Genomic DNA, 22,215 nt, shown 5'->3' on the forward strand with positions numbered 1-22,215 from the left:
TTTAGGGAGGGTAGTGAATGGAACAGTTAGATACACAGGTTATTCCGTTTGAGGCAGTCTATAATTTCCGAGATATGGGGGGATATAAGACAAGGGATGGACGTATTGTAAAGAAGGGTTTATTCTACCGCTCTGCAGCACTTGGTAAAATGACATCAGCAGATAAAGAGCGATTTGAAATGTTAGGTATTAAAACTATTTTTGATTACCGTGACAACAAGGAAGCACAGCATAATCCTAACCCCGTGTTCTCACATGCTCGATATATTCAAATACCAGCAAAGGGTAATCACGCTTTTGAAATGCCCACAAATGCTGGTGGTAAAGATTTTTATAAAGTAGTAAGCCCCGAAATGTTCCGAAATTTTTATGCGCAAATGCCTTTTAATAATCCCTCATTTAAGGAGCTAATGAAAACCATTCAAAATCCTGATAATTTAGGTCTTGTTCACCATTGTGCAGTTGGAAAAGATAGAACAGGTATAGGAGGCGCCCTGATTTTACTAGCTTTAGATGTACCAGAGGAAACAATCATGGAAGACTACCTAGACACTAATATACACTTACAACCCATGGTGGAAAAAATGGCTCAAGCTATTCAGCATCAGTATAATGAACAAGAATTACAGCAATTTTATGCATTGATGTCTGCTCGTGAAGATTATTTACAAGCAGCATTGGATGCTATGGATGATCTCTATGGCTCAAAGACTGCCTTTATGGAACAGGAATTTGGACTAACAGCTGAAAAACGTAAGCAATTACAGTCTTACTGTTTGACGTAAGGAAAAGCCCTTTCACAAAGCTATGTGAAGGGGATTTTTTGTGTGGAAGCGCTGTCTTATCATAAACCTCTTTACAGTCTGAAAATTTGTGATAAGATACAATAGATTTTCAAGAAAAAGATAGGAGAAGTGAAAGTATTGGCAGACACAATTAAAGAGACAAATAAGTTAAGTCTATTCCATTTAACGTGGCCTATCTTCTTAGAAGTATTTTTATTTATGTTAATGGGACTAGCTGATACTTTTATGCTCAGTGCTTTATCAGATAATGCTGTATCAGGAGTAGGTGCAGCCAATCAATATATCCATATAGCTATCTTGATTCTTGAAGTGGTTGGTAATGGTGCATCCATTGTAGTTTCCCAATACTTAGGTTCAAGACGGTTCTTCGAAGCAGCAAAAATATCAGCTTTAGCTGTTACAATGAATTTGGCCGTTGGGCTTTTGATGAGTATTCTATTTTTCTTCTTTGCTGGTCATTTAATGACAATGATGAATTTACAGGGAGAAGTACTCCACTATGCGCAAAGCTATTTAGCAATCATCGGGAGTTTTATTTTCCTTCAGGCTATTATCAATGCTTTAGCTGCAATTATCCGCGTACATGGTTGGACGAAGCAAACAATGTACGTATCACTTGGTATGAATATATTGCACGTGGTTTTAAATTATGGTCTTATTTTTGGGAATTTAGGTTTACCAGAGCTTGGTGTTAAAGGTGCAGCTATTTCTTCTGTTATTAGTCGAGGTTTAGCGGTACTCGTATTTTTCTGGTTGTTATATCAGGTCATGGAAGTGCGTATAAAGATTCAATATTATTTCGAGTATTCTAAGGAATATGTAAAAAAAATATTGAACATTGGCCTACCGTCTGCATTTGAGCAGGTTCTTTATCAGTTTTGTCAAATCATCTTCTTGTATTATGCAACATATTTAGGAGCAGAAACATTAGCGGCACGACAATACGCCATGAATATTTCAATGTTTACCTATTTATTTGCGATTGCTATTGGTACAGGAACAGCAATCATTATTGGTCGTCATGTAGGTGCAGGGAAAAAGGACGATGCTTATCATCAGCTTTGGACTAGCGTACGTGCGGCATTTGTTTTTACGATTATAATGGTCGCTTTTGTCACGATTTTCCGCAAGCAGCTAATGCATGTTTTTACAGATAACCCTAACGTTATAGCAATTGGAGCATCCGTGTTAGCTTTAAGTATTTTACTTGAGACGGGCCGCACGATGAATATTGTTGTCATTAACTCGTTACGTGCTTCAGGGGATGCGAGGTTCCCTGTGAAAATCGGATTTCTGTCAATGGTTTGCATGAGTCTTCCATTGGGTTATTTATTTGTCTTTGTACTGGATTGGGGCTTGATTGGAATTTGGCTAGCCATTTCAGCAGATGAATGGTTGCGGGCAATTATCGTATACTTTAGATGGAAGAGCCGTAAATGGGAGCGATTTGCCCTCGTTTCACCTAACGAACAGAAGGAGGCATAGCAATGGGTGCATTATCTAAACGTGCAATAGGGGCAGCATTAATGGATCAACAGATTAATCTTTTTGCTTGTCCGGTTTGTCAGCAATCGATGTATGTTTATGAGCAAGGGAGGTTGGTTTGTTCTGCCAACCATTCATTTGATATTGCCAAGCAAGGCTATGTCAATATGCTAACGAATAGCGTCTCCTCTAAATATAGTAAGAGTCTTTTTGAATCCCGCAAGGCTGTAATTGATAGCGGAATCTATGATGTAGTGGAAGCTAAAATCAGTGAGATTGTAGCGCCTGCAAAAACAGTGCTTGATACTGGATGTGGAGAAGGATCACATTTAGCTCGAATTATGAAGGCCAAAAAGTATGGAATAGGTATAGGAATTGATATAGCAAAAGAAGGCATAATGGCTGCAGCTCGTCATTATCCACAACAAATTTGGTGTGTAGGTGATTTGGCGAAAAGCCCGTTTGCGAAAGCAAGCTTTGATGCAATTTTAAATATTTTATCACCTGCCAATTATGAGGAGTTTAAACGGCTTCTTGCGCCTGATGGCTGTATTGTAAAGGTTGTGCCACAAAGCGGATACTTACAGGAACTGCGTGCTCAATTATATGCAGATTCAAGCAAAGAAACCTATTCTAACGAGCAGATTGTTGCACGTTTTCAAGATAGCTTTCATGAGGTTACCAAAGAACGTGTTACCTATACTCTACCACTTGATGAGAATCTTGTGCCCGCGTTATTAGAAATGACACCAATGGGCTGGCATAAAAAAGAGGATAAAGACCTCATATTAAATGCAATTACAATCGATGTAGATCTACTAGTGGGGAAGGTTTAGATGGTCGCAGGCAATTGCAGTATACTGGTCTTTTCGATTACAATGGGAATAACTATTGAATAAGGTAGGAATGTAACAGTGTATAAATTAGCAGCAAATGTTGTCAAAGTAATATTGAAATTAATGGGCTCAAAGGCTCGTGTATATGGAGAAGAAAACTTACCAAAAGACGGTGGGTTTATTATAGCTTGTACACATACAGGCTATGTTGATATTTTAAACCTTGGTGTAGCCATGTATCCACGGGAAATTCATTTTATGGCAAAGAAGCAATTATTTGAAATGAAAGGCCTTGGATGGCTTATTGAGCGTTTAAATGCCTTTCCGGTAGACCGTGATAATCCTGGTCCAAGCGTGATTAAAATTCCTTCACAGTTATTGAAGGAAGGCAAAATCGTGGGGATTTTCCCATCTGGAACTCGAAATGCAGAAGGCTCTGATTTAAAACAAGGAGCGATTACAATTGCACAGCTGGCAAAGGTGCAAATTGTTCCTGCTGCTTATGTTGGTGCACGCAATGCTGGAGATGTAATGAAGCGTGGCAAAGGCTATTTAATTTATGGTGAGCCGTTTTATGTAACAGGTAAAGGTAAAGAAGGTCGTGAACAATTTACACAACACCTTGAACATGAACTGATTGCTTTAACAGAAGAATTACAGAAACGAATTGCAGTCAAATAAAATAAAGTGGCACTCAGAATCAACTTGATTTTGAGTGTTTTATTGTGGGAGGATAGTAGAATGATTCGAGTACTTTTCGTGTGCTTAGGCAATATTTGTCGCTCTCCAATGGCAGAAGCTGTCATGCGTGATTTAATAGAGAAAGAGCATTTGAATGATAAAATTGAAGTGGATTCTGCTGCTACGAGTTCGTGGCATGTTGGTGAGCCCCCTCATCGTGGTACACAAGATAAGCTTAAAGAGTATGGCATTTCTACTACAGGAATGCGTGGTCGACAATTGCAACAAGCTGATGTTGAAAAATTTGCTTACATTATAGGTATGGATGAAAGTAATATTCGCAATATCCGTACGATGTTAGGTGATCCCCATTCACCAAAGATATTTCGTTTTTTAGATTTAACAGAGCATCATAAGGACGTCCCTGATCCTTACTATACGGGAGATTTTCAAGAAACCTACGATTTAGTACGTGAGGGATGTCAGGCGTTACTCGTAAAAATAAAACAAGAGTTGTTGTAAGGCGATACTAAATAGCGCAAATTTTAACAGTTATTGCTTTAGAAAAAGTTCGCTTAAACATTGGTATATCTAGCTTTGTAAGAATCATTGTGTTATTATTTGCAGAGTAAAGATACGATAAGTATTTAATTACCATTTTCAGATATGCAAATGTGTATCTATTATTTTTATAAAATTATCTTTTGAAAGAGAGTGGAAACAATGGGTCGTAAGTGGAATAACATTAAAGAAAAGAAAGCGTCTAAAGATCAAAGCACAAGCCGTGTCTATGCCAAATTTGGTCGAGAAATTTATGTGGCAGCTAAATCAGGCGAACCAGATCCAGAGTCAAACCGTGCACTTAAGGTAGTTCTTGAACGTGCTAAAACATATAGTGTTCCAAAACATATTATAGAAAAAGCCATCGATAAAGCAAAAGGTGGCGGTGATGAAAGCTTTGACGAATTACGTTATGAAGGCTTTGGACCAGCAGGCACAATGATTATCGTGGATGCTTTAACAAACAATGTGAATCGTACAGCATCTGATGTTCGTGCAGCATTTGGTAAAAATAATGGGAATATGGGTGTCAGTGGTTCTGTAGCTTATATGTTCGATTCAACAGCAGTAATTGGTTTAGAGGGCAAAACTGCTGATGAAGTACTAGAAATTTTAATGGAAACAGATATTGATGCTCGTGATATTCTAGAAGAAGATGAAGCAGTTATTATTTATGCAGAGCCAGATCAATTCTTTGCTACACAAGAAGCATTAAAGGCTGCAGGTGTTGAAGAGTTCACAGTAGCAGAACTATCTATGCTACCTCAAACTGAAGTAACATTAACTGGTGACGATGTAGTGAAGTTTGAAAAACTAATAGATGCTTTAGAAGATTTAGAAGATGTACAAAACGTCTTCCACAATGCAGATTTAGGTGAATAAACCGCTAATCTAAATGAGTAAACCAGTAGCTATAAGGCTACTGGTTTTTAATTAGGGAGGAAAATATGCAGACTACTTTAGCGATTATTTTATTTTTAGTTACATTATTTTTCGTTATTGTACAGCCGCGTAAACTATCAATTGGCTGGTCAGCCTGTATAGGAGCAGCTATTGCGCTATTAATTGGCGTAGTCACCTGGCAAGATGTATTAGAGGTAACTGGGATTGTTTGGAATGCCACGCTTTCATTTATCGGTATTATTTTAATTTCGCTTATATTAGATGAAATTGGTTTTTTCGAATGGGCAGCTCTGCATATGGCACGGCTTGCTAAGGGGAGCGGGATTCGTTTATTCGTTTATATTGCCTGTTTAGGAGCTATTGTATCGGCTTTATTTGCTAATGATGGTGCAGCTTTAATATTAACGCCCATTGTTTTAGCAATGGTGAGAAAGCTGAACTTAACGGAAAAAATGATTTTTCCATTTATCATTGCAAGTGGTTTTATTGCAGATACCACATCCTTACCCTTTGTTATTAGTAATTTAACAAATATCGTATCAGCTGATTTCTTTGAGATCGGCTTTATAGATTATGCTATTCATATGGTTGTACCTAACTTCTTTTCTTTAATATCAAGTATAGTAGTCCTGTACATTGTTTTTCGTCGATCCATTCCACAAGATTATTCTCTGGAGGCAGTTGAGCATCCTAAGCAGGCAATTCGAGACCCGAAACTATTTGCAATAGCTTGGTATGTGATTGTTATTCTATTAGTGGGGTTCGTGATTGGTGAAGTTTTGCACATCCCTGTATCCTTTATTTTATGCGGTGTTGCGGCAATTTTCTTATGGTTAGCACAACGCAGTACGTTTGTTGATACAAAGAGAGTTATAAAAGGGGCTCCGTGGAATATTGTGTTCTTCTCAATTGGTATGTATGTGGTTGTCTATGGCTTGAAAAATGTAGGTATGACGGGGTTATTGGCAAGTTTGCTAGACCAAGCTGTGCAGCAAGGCTTTATAGTAGCCACTATCACTATGGGATTTGTAGCAGCCATTTTATCAGCGATTATGAACAATTTACCCACTGTCATGATTGATGCTTTAGCTATTTCCGAAACAAGCGCAACAGGTATGATGAAAGAAGGTCTAATTTATGCAAATGTCATTGGCACCAATTTAGGACCAAAAATGACACCGATTGGCTCACTCGCGACATTATTATGGCTTCATATATTGGCTCAAAAGGGCATTAAAATTAGCTGGGGGCAGTATTTTAAAATCGGCATTATTCTTACAATCCCAACATTGTTCGCTACTTTAGTCGGATTAGTTATTTGGATAAGTATCATATCTTAGTTTTATTATTGAAATAGGGCACAATTCGATTTCTTTAAAAGGACAAGTTATAAGGCAAATAAAAAAGGCTTGGATGTCTGCACTGAAGAGCTCTTAAATACAAGCTATTGATTAATTTGAACTATTTTTCTATGAGCGTAGAGCTTGTAGAAAAATAGTTTTTTATTTTGTTACATAAATTAAACAGTACTACCATCAATGTGTCATTTTTCATATTAAATGTAGAATTAAACCAGATTAAGGGAAATTAGAAAATAATTTGTCGTTTACCCATTGTGAAAACTATCAAACCATAACATAATATAAATTAATATATTTGAACGAAGAAAATAGGGGGGTCTAAAGTATGAGATTTTTACGTTCGATACAGGGGAAACTAATTATTATTTCATTAGCACTATTGACTATTCCAAGTTTGATTATTGGAATGGTTAGTTACGGTAAGGCGAAAAATGGAATGGAGGAGATTGGAGAGCAAGTACTATACAATAGTGTTGAATCGGCTTTGCAATTGATTGAACTCGCAAATGAGAGTGTTGAAAAGGGCGATATTCCTTTAGAAGTAGCACAAGAGCGAGTACGAGAAGCTTTACTTGGTCCTAAAGATAGTGAAGGGAAGCGACCAATTAACTATCCTGGTAATTTAGGTGAATATGGCTATATTTATGTGCTAGATGATAAGGGTACTTTAACAACACACCCTACTAGAGAAGGAGACAATCTATGGAATGACCAAGATAGTAGTGGTAATTATTTTATTCGAGAAGTAACAGAAAAGGCACTTGATGGTGGTGGCTTTACAGAATATGAGTTTGAACTTCCAGGTCAGGATGTTTTAGCTGATAAAATTATCTATTCTGAGAAAGATCCGTATTGGGGATGGATTATTGCATCTGGTACGTATATGCAAGACTTTAACCAAGGGGCACATTCCTTACTGATAGTGATTGCTGTAACATTAATTGGTGCCATTATTATAGGGACCATTGTTGTTATTTTAGTATCTAGACATCTGGCATTGCCCGTACAAAAATTATCGAAGCGTGTGCTCGAAGTAGCTAAGGGGAATTTAACTGTAGACATTGAACATTTAAAGCGTTCAGATGAAATTGGACAGTTAAATGCAGGCTTTAATGAAATGGTTGATCAGCTCAAAACGCTTATTTCGGATGTAGAGGAAGCGATAGTAGAAATTCAATCAACATCAGCGAACCTATCAGCAGTAGCTGAAGAAACAAATGCGTATGGAGATGAGATTGTTAAAGCCATTAATGAAGTATCGGAAGGCGCAGTCCAGCAAGCATCTGATGCGGAAGATACAAATCGAACAGCTATAGAATTTGCGCGTCTAATAGAAGGATTACATGAAAAAAATGAATTAATGCTCGATGCATCCCAGCATATGAAGGAATCAAATGAAGAAGGTCTTGTTAATATAGATAGCTTGAAAGTAAAATCCAATGAGTCTTCAACGTTGATTCAGAACATGCAGTCTGTTTTTAGTAGTCTAATTGTCAAGGTGCGTGAAATTGAAGGTATTGTAGGGACGATAACCGAAATTTCAGATCAAACGAACCTACTTGCTCTTAATGCTTCAATAGAAGCAGCTAGAGCTGGTGAACAGGGCAAAGGATTTGCAGTTGTTGCAGAGGAAGTACGAAAGCTTGCTGATCAAACAGCTGTAGCGACTGAGCTTGTACGCACGACGTTAAAGGGTATTGAAAGTGAAACAAACTTAGTCAACAATGAGATGCAGAAGACACATGTGATTGTGCGTCAGCAAAATGATTCTGTCATAGTAACAGAGACGTCCTTTAAAGAAATTAAATTGGCTGTTGAAAAGATAATAGCCTTCATAGGAGATATGACAGAGGGTGTAGAATATTTAAATAACTCTAAGAATGATATGATGCAATCGATCGAAAGCATAGCCTTGATTAGTGAAAAGAATGCTGCTGCATCTGAAGAGGTCACTGCGTCTGTAGATGAGCAACAACGAGCAATCCAGCTTGTTAGTGAATCATCTAATGATCTAACTGATGAAATATCTGCATTACAGGAGTCCATTAAACGCTTTATATTGAGATGATGTTTCAGGATGCTTGTTGACCAAGCATCCTTTTTACTTTATCCACGTTAATAAAAGGTAAAGGAGGGGTGATTTGTGAAAAAATGGGTGATAAGTATATGTATTCTTCTAGTAGGTATGGGCATTGTTCTTTATATCTGGTTGGGAAAAGAAATCGAGCAGGGAGTTGAACCAAATGCCAATGGCTCTGCTGATTATATGATTATACTTGGAGCAAAAGTAAAGCCTGGTGGTGTACCATCGCTGTCGTTAAAAAGTAGATTAGAGGTGGCGGTACAATACTTAACAAACTATCCGCATGTTAAGGTTATTGTGTCAGGTGGGCAAGGACCTGATGAAGATCGAACAGAGGCATCTGTCATGAAAGATTATCTGGAACAGAAAGGTATTGAGGCTTCAAGAATTATCATAGAGGATCAATCTACATCGACTTATGAAAATTTAGTATTTTCTAAAGAACTATTACCAAAAGAGACAAAGAAAATCACCATCGTTTCTAATGACTTTCATTTGAAACGTGCCAAATATCTAGCTGAAGCATTAAATTTTGAAGTGGATGTCGTAGCGGCCAAAACACCTAAGTCAGTAGAAGCTAAACTAAGAATAAGAGAAAGAGCCGCATTATTAAAAACATATATTATAGGCTATTAAATAATTATGTCCTTCGTTGAAAAATTATCTAGTGCTTCCTCGTAAAAAACTATTGCTCAGTGTAGATAACTGTTTCTTAATAGGTTCCATTTGGCATATAATAGAAATATTACGGGGATAGGCCAGAAAGAGGGGACTTCAATGAAAACGTTTAAAGACTATGAATACAACCGTCCAAATGTGGCAGTTATGAAAGAGCAACAATTAGCTCTCATCGAACAATTTAAAAATGCACAATCTATGGACGAGCAAAGTGGCATCATTGAACAGTTAAATACAATTAGTAATGACTTTGCTACAATGGCTAACTTAGTATATATTCGTGCTTCTATTGATACAAATGATGAATTTTATCAAGCAGAACGTGATTATTTCGATGAAGTTGGTCCAGAGCTAGAGGAAGTAACTACAGAATACTATAAAGCATTAATTGCTTCACCGTTCCGTCAGCAATTAGAAGAAAAATGGGGTCAGCAATTATTCGATCTAGCAACCTATCAAATTAAAGGGTTCTCCCCAGAAGTGATTGATTTAATGCAAAAAGAAAATAAGCTTGTTTCTGAATATAATAAGCTTGTTGCTTCCGCACAAATCGAATTTAATGGAGAGACATTAACACTTGCTCAGCTTGGCCCATTTTCGGAATCAACTGAACGAGAAACACGTAAGGCTGCGACAGATGCTCGTTTTGGCTTCTTTGCTGAACATGAGGAAGAATTTGATCGTTTATATGATGAGCTTGTAAAGGTGCGTCATGAAATTGCTGTTAAACTAGGCTACAAAAACTATGTAGAGCTAGGTTATATTCGCATGAATCGTATCGATTATAATGCTGAAATGGTAAAAAAATTCCGTGATCAGGTTCGAGATTTAATCGTACCTGTTGCAACGAAGCTATATGAGCGCCAGGCAAAGCGTATTGGTATTGAAGATTTTAAATTCTATGATGAAGCATTAAACTTCTTATCAGGCAATGCTACACCGAAGGGTAATCCAGAGTGGATCGTAGCAAATGGTAAGAAAATGTATGAGGAGTTATCACCAGAAACAGGAGAATTCTTCAACTTCATGATTGAGCATGAATTAATGGACCTTGTAGCGAAGAAAGGTAAAGAGAGTGGTGGTTATTGTACATTTATTGAAAACTATCATTCCCCATTTATTTTCTCGAACTTTAACGGAACGTCAGGTGACATTGATGTGTTAACACATGAGGCTGGACATGCCTTCCAAGTGTATTCAAGTCGTAATATTGGCATACCAGAATATTTGTGGCCAACCTACGAATCTTGTGAAATTCACTCAATGAGTATGGAGTTTTTCACGTGGCCATGGATGGAACTATTCTTTAAAGAAGATACAGAGAAATATAAATTTACACATTTAAGTAGCGGTCTTCTATTCTTACCATATGGTGTTGCAGTAGATGAGTTCCAACATGTTATTTATGAAAATCCTACAATGACACCAGCTGAACGTAAGGCAGCATGGAAGAAAATCGAGGAAACATATTTACCACACCGTAACTATGACGATAATAGCTATCTTGCAGCAGGGGGCGTTTGGCAACGTCAGGGTCACATTTATGCGAGCCCGTTCTATTATATTGATTACACGCTAGCCCAAATTTGCGCCTTCCAGTTCTGGAAGCGTTCACGTGAAGAATTTGAGGCTGCTTGGAAAGATTATATACATTTATGCGGCTTAGGAGGATCTATGTCCTTTACAAAGCTAGTAAAAGAGGCAGGCTTAATTTCGCCATTTGAGGACGGCTGTGTTGAATCGGTTATTGGGGAAATTGAGGCATACTTAAATTCAGTTGATGACTCCTCACTTTAATTAATCTATAAATTCGCTCCACTTCCATGAAGTGAGCGAATTTTTTAATTGATCATCTCCATACAATTTTATTTTGTCTAAAAATACTAGGATACTTGCGAAATGGTTAATATATCAGTAGTATTTTCAGTAACTGTGATAAAAGGAAGTGAATGAAAGTGACGAGGAAAGTTTGGTTTCAAGTAGGCGTAGGGATATTACTTACACTACTAATCATTAAATATTTTATAGAGATTCATTGGATTTTTTCACCACTAGTCATTATATTAAAAGCTATTTTTGTGCCTTTATTACTTGGTGGTGTCCTATATTATGTGACTGAACCGATTCAGAGATTTTTAGAAAAACGGAGAATGCCTAGATGGGCAAGTATATTGACAATTGTATTTGGGTTAATAGCGATTGCGGGGATATTTGGCTGGATTATCGGTAATCCGATTGCCGAGCAAGTCAATAAATTAGTGAAGAATGCCCCTATGATTAGTACGAGTATTAGTACGAGCATCCAACAACTAACAGACTATGTAACGCAAAATAAAGATAATTTCCCACAGCAATTAAATGATGTTATTGAAAAAATGGCGAATTCTGTACAGGATATCGCAGTAGTAGCGAGTAAGGGATTTGTGTCCTTTTTACAATCCATTGTTTCTGTGTCGTTATTAGCTATTTTAATTCCATTCTTCTTTATTTTTATGCTAAAGGATCATGAAAAATTTGCCCCATCTATCTATAAATATTTCAGTGGCGAGCGTCAACAATGGGTAAAAAAGACATTAAGTGAAATTGATGATGTATTACGCAGTTATATTCAGGGACAACTGCAGATTAGCTTTTTATTAGCACTCATCATGTATGTCGGTTATTTAATTATTGGACTAGAATATTCGTTACTGTTAGTGATCTTTGCGTTCTTTATGAATATGATCCCATTCATTGGGCCTTGGATAGCCTTTGCTCCAGCATTGATTGTGGCAGTTATTCAAGATCCTATTCTAGTTGTTTGGGTATCTGTTGTAACCCTTGTTGCACAGCAAATTGATAGCAACTTTATTACACCAAATGTCATGGGGAAATCACTCGATATTCACCCATTAACCGTTATTACAATTATTTTAGCAGCGGGTAATATTGCAGGCTTTATTGGTATTATTATTGCTGTACCATTTTACGCGGTACTAAAGGTTATCTTATCTAATATTTATGATCAACGTAATGCGATTAAGAAAAAAGCGACGAAGTCAGTATAGGAGCCGAAAAAATGGAACAAGAAATTGTAAAAGTGTTTAACGAACTGCATGAGCAAATTGGCACAGCGACACGGGCAGAAGTACATGAAAAAGGGCTTTGGCATGAGACATTTCATTGCTGGCTTGTCAATGAAGACTATATTTATTTTCAAGTACGTAGCTCGCAGAAAAAGGATTACCCAGGGTTGCTTGATATTACAGCAGCAGGGCATCTATTAGCTATTGAAACAGTTGAGTCAGGTATTCGTGAAGTAAAAGAAGAACTGGGTCTCGATATAGATGTCCATGAAGTAGTGAAAATGGGCATGACCTCTTGTAGTATTGTTTCTGAAAATATGATCGACAATGAATTTTGCCATGTCTACATATATCCCTTCCAACATGATTGGGATTCCTTTGTATTACAGTATGAAGAAGTCTCTGGTGTAGTGAGAGCAAGACTTGATGAAGCAGAGGCATTTTTCTTAGGCGAAACAACGACGTTAAATATTGAAGGCTACGAATATTTTCCAGATGGTCAACGCATGAATATTGTCCGACCAGTTAGTAACGCACAATTTGTTCCTTATCGAGAACTATATGTTGCACAAGTAATAAAATTTGCACGCGAAAAAATATTTAATCAGACATGATATTTTTTATAGGATAGGCTGTTAGTATAAGCTTGTCCTATTTTTATTGGCAAAAATGATTTAGAAACGTCACGATAAAAAAACGAAAAATACGTTATACTGTAAGATAGATTGTAAAGAAAAGGAGCATTTTTTATATGCTAACATTTGAACAAAAACAAGCGGTTATTGAATCGTTTACTGAACTAACAAGAAAGGAAATTTCATTAAAACGCTTAAATTATCACTATATGGACAGTCTTTATGAAAAGACAGTTGTAGTTGAAAAGCTACATCCCAATGGCAATGGATTTGTCTTTGTTGGGGATTTATTACGCTATGAGCATGTGGCTAACGAAAAAGGATTAGTGAATATTCGTGATTTTGATGAGCAACAGCTTCGTGAAATTATTGAAGATTCGATTCAGTACTTATCAGAAGAAGTAGAAGAGCAGGAGCCGATTATAGAGATTTGGCATAGCCGAGAAGGTGCTCAATTGCAACTTGCTTTTGAGCAACGTTCTTGGAATGTATATCATGGGGAAAATCTTGAAGAGGCATTTGGTACGTATGATGCAGCAAAGGAATATTTACTAGAAGAGGGCTTTCGTACAAAGAAATAAAAATACGGGGGATAAATATCAATGAACGGGAAAAAATTAGTGGGAATTGTTATTGTTGTGGTGATTGCAGCATGTTTATTTTCAGTTTATACCATTACTAATTTTTATAAAAATCACGAAGAACAACCAAATCGAGAGAATCGAGAAATTAATAAGTCAAAAAGCTTGAATTTAATTTTGCCACAGGCTACAATTATCTCGAATTCAAGATAATTGAGAGGTGATTGTCAGTGCAACACATTTTTTATAAAGGGACAGATGAAACAAAACCGACGTTATTGTTGTTACATGGCACGGGAGGTAATGAAGAAAGTCTAATTGGGCTGGCAAAAGAGATAGATGAAACAGCTAATATTTTAAGTGTACGTGGAAATGTACTTGAACATGGAATGCCGCGATTTTTCCGTCGACTAGCAGAAGGTGTCTTTGATATAGAGGATTTAATCTTTCGTACAAAGGAGCTATATGAATTTTTACAGGAGGCAGCACAGCAATATGGCTTTGATCGGCAACGAATTGTAGCGATAGGTTATTCAAATGGTGCTAATATTGCGGCAAGCTTGCTATTCCATTATGATGATGCATTAGCGGGAGCTATTTTACATCATCCAATGGTACCAAGACGTGGAATTGAATTACCGCAACTTTCTTCTATTCCTGTATTTATCGGTGCTGGTACGAATGATCAGATGTGTACTGCACAAGAATCTGAGGATTTAGAAACACTGTTAACTTCAGCAGGTGCTAAGGTTACGACAAAATGGTTTGATTTTGGACATCAGCTTACTATTCCTGAAGTACATGCAGCAAAAGAATGGTATAACAGTATCTATGCTTAATTGAAAAATCCGCCTCTTTTTATGGAGAGGCGGATTTTAATTCGTTTATTTACTTTTCTTTGAAAATGGTAGCCACCAGTTCCAATCGCCAAATAGTTTCATGAGACTAGGTACAAGCATTAGACGAATAATTGTCGCATCAATAGCAACAGCAATGGCTATCCCTACACCAATTTGTTTTACAGGCATGACGTCCGTAAAAGCAAATGCTCCTGTGATAACAATCATGATAAGCGCTGCCGATGTAATAATACGGCTAGTAGATGTCAGCCCATCAATGGTTGCACGTGTATTATCTGCCCCTTTTAAATATTCCTCTTGGATACGAGAAATTAAAAAGACTTCGTAGTCCATACTTAAACCAAACACGAGACAGAAAACAATGACAGGAATAATCAAGACAATTGAGCCTGCCTCAATACCAAAATGTCCATATTGGAAAATATAAACGAGTATACCGAATGCAGATGAAAGACCAATAATGTTCATGATAATCGCCTTTAATGGAATTAAGACTGAGCGGAATGCAAGCATTAAAATAAAGAATGTAGAGACGATGATAATGGCGATAGCCAAAACAATTTTACTAGCAATTTCATCGAAAATCTCTTGGTTAAATTTAGCTGGCCCCCCAAGAGCAAAACTTACATTTAAATCTTTTTCCATCCATGTTCGTGCAAACGTTTGAGCAGTAGTGGAAGAACCTGCTGCATCAATGGTAATTGGGATAAATAGTTGTGTATCCTTTGAAAAGGTATGAATAACAGGTTTTAATTGTTCCGCGACCTGTGGAATAGCTAAAGATGCTGATAATTCTTCAGGTGTTTGAATATTCGCGGCTGTATATATTGTAGAGACCTCTAAGACTAACGGATCCTTTAATAGCTTTTCTTGAATAGTATAAATAAGCTCTCGTGCCTCACTATCTTCCCAACCTTCTTTGCGTTCAGCTAACAAATATAAAGTAGATGATTCACCGAGTCCAAATGTTTTATCTAATTGGTCATATGCTGAACGTGCCTCATATTTGGTTGGTAAGGAGTCAACCTGTGGAATCACTAGTTTGATGTCCTTTAATGGGAGCATACCAATACCAAGTAATAATAATGCTGAAATGACAATCGCAACTGGATGTTTCATGACAAAACCAGCGAAGCCACGCCAACGGTTCGCACCACCTGGTTTAACACGCAATATACGCCATTTATTAAGTCTATCTCCTAAAAGCATCATTGTGGCAGGGAGTAATGTTAGACCAGAAAGAACGGCTAATAGGACGACGATTGTGCCCCCGAGAGCGATATTGTGAAAAATCTCTACATCAATAACAATCATTGCGCCTAAACCTATCATGACACAAACTGCGGAGAAAATAATGGAACGTCCTGCTGTCTGTATAGCAGTTTGAATAGCTTGTCCAATAGAGGTATGTGCACGCTCTTCTCGGTAACGATTGATAAACAGTAGGGCAAAATCAATACTTAAAGCAAGCCCAAGCATTGGAACAATATTTAACACGAAAATAGATAGATTCACACTGCCGCTAAGTAATGTCATTATTCCGAAGGCAGTAACGACTGTAACAATACCAATGACAATGGGTAGGATAGAAGCAATCACTGTACCAAAAGCCAATAAAAGAACAACAATGGCAATTGGTAACCCAATGGCTTCAGCTGACGCTAAATCTTTTTGGCTGGCTGTATTAATGTCAGCAGAAATAACGGGTCCTCCAGTAATGCTAATGCCGTCTCCTTCAATTAATGAACGGAATTCCTCGACAATCTCCGGAAGATTCTCAACATCATTTTTTAAATGAACCATCGCATAGGCAATGTCATCTTTACGTAAAGAGGAATCTTCTAAAGGCGATTGAATTGAATGTATTTCATTTATACGATCGAGTTTTTTTAAAGTATCTTCAATTTTTTGATCTTTTGCTTGATCAAAGACAATCAAAATCGTATCAGAAGGCAAATCAAAGTTTTCTGCTAGCTCATTTGTAACATAGGTATGATCGCCTTCAACAAAAAAGCCATCCCCTTGAAGTTTACCCGGAAGCTGTAAAGCAAAATAAGCCATAGCTAGAAAAATAATAAGCCATATAGCTACGATTGCTTTCGCATGTGCTGTAATAAATGTCGAAATTGTTTTCATAGTTATTTATGTATCCCCCTTTTCAATTAGTGTAATGGATGTGTCGCTTTTTGTCGTGTGACAAAGTTAAGGCTCCCATCCAGCCATTGGATAGGAGCCTTTTTCGTTAAAAGAATAATGATAATATGAAATAAATAACGGATGCCATCACTGCTGAAATTGGCATCGTAATTACCCACGTAGTAACAATTTTTCGAGCCATTCCCCAGTTTACACCACGTACGCGCTGTGCAGAACCAACACCCATAATAGAGGAAGAAATAACATGTGTTGTCGATACTGGTAAGTGAATTAACGTAGCACCAAAAATAACTGTAGCGGATGCTAAATCCGCCGCAACACCATTAACTGGACGAATTTTCATAATCTTACCGCCAACTGTTTTAATGATTTTATATCCACCAATAGATGTACCTAGACCCATTGCTGTAGCGGCTGCAGCACGTACCCAGAAAGGTATTTCATCTCCAGTATGCAAGCCACCAGCAATTAGCGCCATTGTCATAATCCCCATTGCCTTCTGTGCATCGTTTGTCCCGTGAGTAAACGATTGAATGGCTGCGGTGAAGATTTGCATTGTTCGGAAACCTTTATTTGTTCGATATAAATTTAAATTTTTAAACCATAATTTAAAAAGTGTCATCATGATAAAGCCAGCACAAATGGCAAGTAGTGGGGATAGCACTAATGCCATAATAATTTTAGTAAAGCCGCCGTAGTTTAACACATTAAAGCCTGCTGATGCGATAGCAGCACCTGCAATCGAACCAATTAACGTATGTGAAGAACTAGATGGAATACCAAAGTACCAAGTCAATAAATTCCAAATAATAGCTGAAATTAATGCAGCTAAAATAACAACTGAACCTGTTGTGTCTCCTTCAAAGGCATTTAAAGAGAACGGGTCTACAATGTCTTTAGTTAGAGCTTTAGCAACTCCTACGAAGGTGATGGCACCGATAAAGTTCATAGTCGCTGCCATAATGATCGCTGTGCGAGGTGGCAATGCCCGAGTGGAAACCGAAGTTGCGATAGCATTTGCTGTATCATGGAAGCCATTGATAAAGTCAAATGTAAGGGCAAAGATGACGACCAGTATGGTTAGTATTATGATTGTATTCATTGTAAATTGCCCATCTCCTAATTATGCGTTACGCATGATAATTGTTTCCATAGTATTGGCTACGTTTTGACAATGATCAGCGATATCTTCAAGTTGTTCATATATATCTTTAAATTTAATAAGACGAATCGGATCTTTTTCGTTTAAAAACAGTTTTTTGATGGAAGTACGCTGTACCTCATCACATTCACGTTCATAGTCTTTAATAAGAATGGCGTGTGGACGCATGCCAATTAGATTCTTTTTCTTTAACTCTTCAGTCGCTTTGACAATTTCATCAGCACTCTTAGAGATATATCCTAGGAAAGTGCGCATGGATTCATCAATCTCTGTAAGTGAAAACATTTCAAAGTGTGCAATACAATGTTCTGTGCCATCTAAAATATCATCCATACGAATGGCAAACTCTAAAATATCCTCACGTTCTATAGGTGTCATAAATGATTTGTTTAACATTACGATCAGTTCGTGAATGAGCTTATCGCCAGCAGTTTCGTAATTTTTCATTGTAATGCTAATCTCTTTAAGGTCAGCTACACTGTGAATACGAAAATCATTTGCGTAATGTACAGCCTCTCTCATATTTTCAGCAATTTTATGCAATGCAATAAAGAAAGGGTCTTGTTTTTTTGAGTTAAGCATGTAAATCGAATCCTCCTGGATATAAATAAATTAATCGACCTCTAAACTTTACTATCATAACAAAATCTTTAATTTATCTACATAAAAATTTACTATTCGACAATAAAATTTACATTGCTGTAATATACAATTCGTTCACAAAATAATGATGACTCCACTGTATTTGTTTTTTGTAGTACAGAGAATTACCTTTAATACTAGGTTTTTTGAAGAGTTCTCCTCTGTTTAATACAGATTTATAAGAGAAAAATAGTGTAAACATTTGATTTAGCATGTTGAATTGTAAAGGGAATGTAAATACGTTTTATTTTTGAAGGACTCTCTTCTTATTCTTAAGAATATCTTCATTTTTATCCTTCCTCTTTATTAAGAATTATTCTCTACAATGGGAAATGAAGGAGAAAGGAGCATTATTTATAATGATTCAAGTTGAAAACTTACAACATACATTTTTAATTGGAAAAAAGGGGAAGGAGAAACAAGTACCAGTATTGAAGGGTGTGAACTTCGAGGTCAATAAAGGAGAAATTGTTGCTATTGTGGGAAAAAGTGGATCTGGTAAATCGACCTTATTGCAAGTATTAGCTGGATTTATGAAAGCTGAACAAGGATCTATTAGAGTGAATGGTAAGGAAACTGCCAATCTGACTGAAACAGAAAGTGCTGCATTTCGTTTACGCCAATTCGGCTTTATTTTTCAAAACTTTCAATTGATGCCTGGTTTATCTGCTTTCGAAAATATTGAATTGCCTTTAAAACTACAAGGTTTACGTAAGGCTGTACGTAAGGAAAAGGTAAAGAAATTGATGGACAAGGTTGGTTTGACTGAAGTAGCAGACCATTATCCAAATGAACTATCGGGTGGGCAACAACAGCGTGTCAGCATTGCCCGAGCGCTTATTACAAACCCTCCAATATTGCTTGCTGATGAGCCAACGGGAAGTCTTGATTCAGAAACAGAGCAAGATATATTATTGCTTATTCAAAGTTTAAATCGTGAATTGGGGCTAACCTTTGTCATTATTACACACGATGAAGAAGTAGCCTCTATCGCACATAGACGACTCCGTATGTATGATGGCGAACTCGTAAAGGAGGAGGCTTAAAATGTTATTTAAGGACCAAATCGATTTTGTAACACAGCATATCAAGAAAAATAAATTACGTGTGTTTATGACAATTTTAGCAGCAACAATGGGCTGTGCGTTCCTTATCGTGCTAGCTTCGGTTGGCTTTGGTTTACAGGAATCACTACGCAATGATATTCTTTCGAATGAAACCGTTACGAAAATTCAAATATATGGAGATAATCAATTCACCGAAGAACAGGTTCAAGAAATTAAAAAGTTGGACCATGTGGAAACAGTACTTGAAACGATTAATGTGAATGCTTCTGCACAGTCGTTTTTAGGAGATCGTGAGACAGCCTCTACTTTGACTTTATCGGATATGCAGGACTTTGAGCAGGTAAATGGTAAGCTTGCAGAAGGTCGTTATCCAACAAAACCAAATGAAATCGTTGTAGGTTATCACTTCGCTCAAACATTATTGAATGAAAAAGAACGCGATATTATCGAAGAAAAGAGTAAAAAGGCTGAGGCAGAAGGAACCTACTATGATGGCAGTGAAGAAGGCTATAAAGAGTCGTTGATTGATAAAAATATTGAGCTGTCCTTAGTGCCTCAGACTGGCACAAATGAAAACTCGCCAAAAATGAGCTATACAATTGTTGGTGTGATGGAGAAGCCTTCTTATGACTGGATGGTTGATAATTCCATTCATATGGATAAAGCTCAAAAGTCAGTATTGGTTGAAAATTTATCCACTGATAGTGCTAGTAAAGAGGATGAGTTGTTTTACTCAGAATTTAATATTTATGCTGATACTTTAGAAAATGTAAAGCCGATTTTAGAGAAATTAAAAGATAAAGGCTATAGTGTATATTCAGTAACTGAACAATTAGATCAAATGAATGTATTTTTCCTTGTCTTAAAAATTGGCTTAATCTTTGTAGGGACAATTGCTGTATTGATTGCTTCAATTGGTATTTTTAATACAATGACAATGGCTGTCACAGAGCGTACTCGAGAAATTGGTGTGTTAAAAGCTATTGGTGCAAGTCCGAAGCTTATCCAAAGACTATTTTTAATGGAAAGTACGTTTATTGGTATTTTGGGGACGCTTATTGCAGTTGCCATCTCGTATGCCATTAGCTTTGCGGCAAATGCAGCATTACCCTTGATTCTTAAAGCAGCAACAGGAGAGGATGCTTTTGCCACAAATGATATTACATTTTCTCTTATTCCGTGGCAACTAGTCATTATTGCAGCTGCCATTAGTATAGGGGTAGCGATGATTTCAGGCTATCGTCCAGCACGGAAAGCTACAAAGATTGATGTTATTCAGGCTTTACGACAAGAGCTTTAATCTACGACAAATCGGCGGGGTGTACAAACACTTGAAACACCCTCAGCCACTGTGGGTTCAATGATAAACAAAGATAAAAAGGCGTCCAATATTGTTTGGGGCGCCTTTTTATTTGAGAAGATTTTCATAAGTAGTCTTTTAGCTCATTTGCTAAAAATGGTGTGGCATTTAGTAATTGTAGAAAGGCATTATAGCTAGTACGCTGCTCTTCACTAGGTTTTTTACCTGTTTTATATGCTCTAATTAAAATGTTTTTAGGTGTATTCTCCATGTCAATAAATTCTAAAAGTTGAGCCTCATAGCCAACGAGGTTTAAAATTTCTGCACGAATAGCATCTGTAGCCAGTGCTGCAAAACGCTCTCGGACAAGTCCATGTTGCAACATAATATCAAGAGCTGGTGTATTTAATTGACGATTTAACTCATGCTGACAACAAGGAACGCTTAATATAACACTTGCTCCCCATTTTACAGCGCGTGCTAATGCCATATCTGTGGCAACATCGCAAGCGTGTAAGGTCACTACCATATCCACGGACGATTCTTCATTATAATCATTAATATCTCCTACCAGAAATTCAAGCTGGTCATAACCTAAATCCTGTGCGATTCTTGAACATTCTTCAATAACCTCTTTTTTCAAATCTAAACCAGTAACACGAATATCTAAGCCCTTTTCGATTTTTAAATAATGATACAAAGCAAAGGTTAAGTAAGATTTTCCTGAACCAAAATCTAAAATACGCACTTGTCGATTCTGAGGTAAATAAGATAAAGCATCATCAATAAATTCAATGAAGCGGTTAATTTGTTTAAACTTATCGTATTTTTGTTTTTTAACTTTCCCATCCTCAGTTTGAACTCCTAGTCGAATTAAAAAAGGATATGGTTGATCATCTGAAAGTAAGTAGTTTTTCTTCCGATTATGGGCTAAATTAACCTCTTTCGGTGAAGCTGATTTATCTGATTTCCAAAGTACTTTATTCTTTTTCGATAATTGGATTTGTACTTTTTCATCTAAGAAATCAATATGAGCTTGTCGATAATCTTCAAAAATGGCTTCTAGCTTAGAAGGGAAGTCAGCCAATAAAATATTCTCATGTTTTAAAATGCGTTCATATTGGTATTCAATTTGTATATGGTAGTGATTTTTTAATAGTAAAGGCTTTAATTTTATACGTTTTATTTCATTCGATTTCATACGTGGTTGACTAATAGTAGCAGTCACAAGTTGTTGCTGCAAAATTTGCTCAGTGAGCAGAGTTTTCATTTCTTCAAATGTCATACATTTTCGCCTACTTTATTGTGTAATAGATGGCACTAGTTTATCACATTTTATAATGTACAATGAC

Annotated in this window: 21 protein-coding genes; 17 read left to right on the forward strand and 4 right to left on the reverse strand. The window is 36.9% G+C overall.

The features are described from left to right. Positions 1–17 precede the first annotated feature (17 nt). The 15 genes from ABC382_RS17380 (at position 18) to ABC382_RS17450 (ending at position 14,514) form a co-directional block, all read left to right on the forward strand. The gene (locus ABC382_RS17380; protein WP_274794767.1) at positions 18–785 is read left to right on the forward strand and encodes a tyrosine-protein phosphatase; all 768 of its coding nucleotides are present in this window, start codon (positions 18–20) and stop codon (positions 783–785) included. Between the two features lie 138 nt (positions 786–923). Beyond that, entirely contained in the window at positions 924–2,291 is a 1,368-nt protein-coding gene (locus ABC382_RS17385) for an MATE family efflux transporter (protein ID WP_407135292.1), read from the forward strand. A 2-nt stretch (positions 2,292–2,293) separates the two neighbouring features. After that, positions 2,294–3,127 carry a putative RNA methyltransferase gene (locus ABC382_RS17390; protein WP_274794764.1) on the forward strand — a complete coding sequence of 278 codons (834 nt, stop codon included), beginning with the start codon at positions 2,294–2,296 and terminating at the stop codon, positions 3,125–3,127. A 78-nt stretch (positions 3,128–3,205) separates the two neighbouring features. Then, positions 3,206–3,808 (forward strand): lysophospholipid acyltransferase family protein, encoded by a 603-nt coding sequence (locus ABC382_RS17395; RefSeq protein ID WP_274794763.1) that lies wholly within the window; start codon positions 3,206–3,208, stop codon positions 3,806–3,808. A 60-nt stretch (positions 3,809–3,868) separates the two neighbouring features. Next, the gene (locus ABC382_RS17400) at positions 3,869–4,330 is read left to right on the forward strand and encodes a low molecular weight protein-tyrosine-phosphatase (RefSeq protein WP_274794762.1); all 462 of its coding nucleotides are present in this window, start codon (positions 3,869–3,871) and stop codon (positions 4,328–4,330) included. Between the two features lie 201 nt (positions 4,331–4,531). After that, entirely contained in the window at positions 4,532–5,251 is a 720-nt protein-coding gene (locus ABC382_RS17405) for a YebC/PmpR family DNA-binding transcriptional regulator (protein WP_412926990.1), read from the forward strand. Between the two features lie 65 nt (positions 5,252–5,316). Continuing rightward, positions 5,317–6,612 carry an arsenic transporter gene (locus ABC382_RS17410; protein WP_412926991.1) on the forward strand — a complete coding sequence of 432 codons (1,296 nt, stop codon included), beginning with the start codon at positions 5,317–5,319 and terminating at the stop codon, positions 6,610–6,612. 346 nt (positions 6,613–6,958) lie between these two features. Further along, positions 6,959–8,701: a methyl-accepting chemotaxis protein gene (locus tag ABC382_RS17415; protein WP_274794759.1), complete on the forward strand. Its 1,743-nt coding sequence runs from the start codon at positions 6,959–6,961 to the stop codon at positions 8,699–8,701. A 75-nt stretch (positions 8,702–8,776) separates the two neighbouring features. After that, entirely contained in the window at positions 8,777–9,352 is a 576-nt protein-coding gene (locus ABC382_RS17420) for a YdcF family protein (RefSeq protein WP_274794758.1), read from the forward strand. A 141-nt stretch (positions 9,353–9,493) separates the two neighbouring features. Further along, positions 9,494–11,191: a M3 family oligoendopeptidase gene (locus ABC382_RS17425; protein ID WP_274794757.1), complete on the forward strand. Its 1,698-nt coding sequence runs from the start codon at positions 9,494–9,496 to the stop codon at positions 11,189–11,191. A gap of 152 nt (positions 11,192–11,343) precedes the next feature. After that, a complete protein-coding gene (locus ABC382_RS17430) occupies positions 11,344–12,441 on the forward strand; it encodes an AI-2E family transporter (RefSeq protein WP_322610582.1) in 1,098 nt (365 codons plus the stop codon). Between the two features lie 11 nt (positions 12,442–12,452). Next, positions 12,453–13,073: an NUDIX hydrolase gene (locus tag ABC382_RS17435; protein ID WP_312506991.1), complete on the forward strand. Its 621-nt coding sequence runs from the start codon at positions 12,453–12,455 to the stop codon at positions 13,071–13,073. A 137-nt stretch (positions 13,074–13,210) separates the two neighbouring features. Next, positions 13,211–13,675: a hypothetical protein gene (locus ABC382_RS17440; protein ID WP_274794754.1), complete on the forward strand. Its 465-nt coding sequence runs from the start codon at positions 13,211–13,213 to the stop codon at positions 13,673–13,675. 21 nt (positions 13,676–13,696) lie between these two features. Further along, positions 13,697–13,888, forward strand: a complete 192-nt coding sequence (locus ABC382_RS17445; RefSeq protein ID WP_004231917.1) for a hypothetical protein — start codon at positions 13,697–13,699, stop codon at positions 13,886–13,888. Positions 13,889–13,905: 17 nt separating this feature from the next. Further along, complete coding sequence (locus ABC382_RS17450) at positions 13,906–14,514, forward strand: alpha/beta hydrolase (RefSeq protein ID WP_274794753.1); 609 nt, start codon at positions 13,906–13,908, stop codon at positions 14,512–14,514. Positions 14,515–14,559: 45 nt separating this feature from the next. Here the strand turns inward: ABC382_RS17450 and ABC382_RS17455 are convergent, their stop codons facing one another. The 3 genes from ABC382_RS17455 to ABC382_RS17465 all read right to left on the reverse strand — a co-directional run bounded on the left by ABC382_RS17455 (position 14,560) and on the right by ABC382_RS17465 (position 18,436). Then, positions 14,560–16,671, reverse strand: a complete 2,112-nt coding sequence (locus ABC382_RS17455; RefSeq protein WP_412926994.1) for an MMPL family transporter — start codon at positions 16,669–16,671, stop codon at positions 14,560–14,562. A 106-nt stretch (positions 16,672–16,777) separates the two neighbouring features. Beyond that, on the reverse strand, positions 16,778–17,794 hold the full coding sequence (locus ABC382_RS17460; RefSeq protein ID WP_274794751.1) for an inorganic phosphate transporter: 1,017 nt from the start codon (positions 17,792–17,794) through the stop codon (positions 16,778–16,780). A gap of 21 nt (positions 17,795–17,815) precedes the next feature. After that, positions 17,816–18,436 (reverse strand): DUF47 domain-containing protein, encoded by a 621-nt coding sequence (locus tag ABC382_RS17465; protein ID WP_274794750.1) that lies wholly within the window; start codon positions 18,434–18,436, stop codon positions 17,816–17,818. Positions 18,437–18,855: 419 nt separating this feature from the next. Here ABC382_RS17465 and ABC382_RS17470 point away from each other — a divergent pair, with 419 nt between their 5' ends. Next, the gene (locus ABC382_RS17470; RefSeq protein ID WP_407135279.1) at positions 18,856–19,542 is read left to right on the forward strand and encodes an ABC transporter ATP-binding protein; all 687 of its coding nucleotides are present in this window, start codon (positions 18,856–18,858) and stop codon (positions 19,540–19,542) included. A gap of 1 nt (position 19,543) precedes the next feature. Next, positions 19,544–20,863: an ABC transporter permease gene (locus ABC382_RS17475; protein WP_312506988.1), complete on the forward strand. Its 1,320-nt coding sequence runs from the start codon at positions 19,544–19,546 to the stop codon at positions 20,861–20,863. Between the two features lie 124 nt (positions 20,864–20,987). Here ABC382_RS17475 and ABC382_RS17480 read toward each other — a convergent pair whose 3' ends face one another. Then, complete coding sequence (locus tag ABC382_RS17480; protein WP_312506987.1) at positions 20,988–22,148, reverse strand: class I SAM-dependent methyltransferase; 1,161 nt, start codon at positions 22,146–22,148, stop codon at positions 20,988–20,990. Between the last annotated feature and the right edge of the window lie 67 nt (positions 22,149–22,215).

Source organism: Lysinibacillus phoenicis (genome assembly GCF_047238325.1).
Lineage (GTDB): Bacteria > Bacillota > Bacilli > Bacillales_A > Planococcaceae > Lysinibacillus > Lysinibacillus irui.

Excerpts from the sequence above, each read along its gene's own strand:
- ABC382_RS17470 (WP_407135279.1), top strand. The coding sequence starts at position 18,856 with ATGATTCAAGTTGAAAACTTACAACATACATTTTTAATTGGAAAAAAG.
- ABC382_RS17465 (WP_274794750.1), bottom strand. The coding sequence starts at position 18,436 with ATGCTTAACTCAAAAAAACAAGACCCTTTCTTTATTGCATTGCATAAA.
- ABC382_RS17430 (WP_322610582.1), top strand. The coding sequence starts at position 11,344 with ATGAAAGTGACGAGGAAAGTTTGGTTTCAAGTAGGCGTAGGGATATTA.
- ABC382_RS17415 (WP_274794759.1), top strand. The coding sequence starts at position 6,959 with ATGAGATTTTTACGTTCGATACAGGGGAAACTAATTATTATTTCATTA.
- ABC382_RS17435 (WP_312506991.1), top strand. The coding sequence starts at position 12,453 with ATGGAACAAGAAATTGTAAAAGTGTTTAACGAACTGCATGAGCAAATT.
- ABC382_RS17475 (WP_312506988.1), top strand. The coding sequence starts at position 19,544 with ATGTTATTTAAGGACCAAATCGATTTTGTAACACAGCATATCAAGAAA.
- ABC382_RS17425 (WP_274794757.1), top strand. The coding sequence starts at position 9,494 with ATGAAAACGTTTAAAGACTATGAATACAACCGTCCAAATGTGGCAGTT.
- ABC382_RS17480 (WP_312506987.1), bottom strand. The coding sequence starts at position 22,148 with ATGACATTTGAAGAAATGAAAACTCTGCTCACTGAGCAAATTTTGCAG.
- ABC382_RS17445 (WP_004231917.1), top strand. The coding sequence starts at position 13,697 with ATGAACGGGAAAAAATTAGTGGGAATTGTTATTGTTGTGGTGATTGCA.
- ABC382_RS17410 (WP_412926991.1), top strand. The coding sequence starts at position 5,317 with ATGCAGACTACTTTAGCGATTATTTTATTTTTAGTTACATTATTTTTC.
- ABC382_RS17380 (WP_274794767.1), top strand. The coding sequence starts at position 18 with ATGGAACAGTTAGATACACAGGTTATTCCGTTTGAGGCAGTCTATAAT.
- ABC382_RS17460 (WP_274794751.1), bottom strand. The coding sequence starts at position 17,794 with ATGAATACAATCATAATACTAACCATACTGGTCGTCATCTTTGCCCTT.
- ABC382_RS17400 (WP_274794762.1), top strand. The coding sequence starts at position 3,869 with ATGATTCGAGTACTTTTCGTGTGCTTAGGCAATATTTGTCGCTCTCCA.
- ABC382_RS17455 (WP_412926994.1), bottom strand. The coding sequence starts at position 16,671 with ATGAAAACAATTTCGACATTTATTACAGCACATGCGAAAGCAATCGTA.
- ABC382_RS17390 (WP_274794764.1), top strand. The coding sequence starts at position 2,294 with ATGGGTGCATTATCTAAACGTGCAATAGGGGCAGCATTAATGGATCAA.
- ABC382_RS17405 (WP_412926990.1), top strand. The coding sequence starts at position 4,532 with ATGGGTCGTAAGTGGAATAACATTAAAGAAAAGAAAGCGTCTAAAGAT.
- ABC382_RS17440 (WP_274794754.1), top strand. The coding sequence starts at position 13,211 with ATGCTAACATTTGAACAAAAACAAGCGGTTATTGAATCGTTTACTGAA.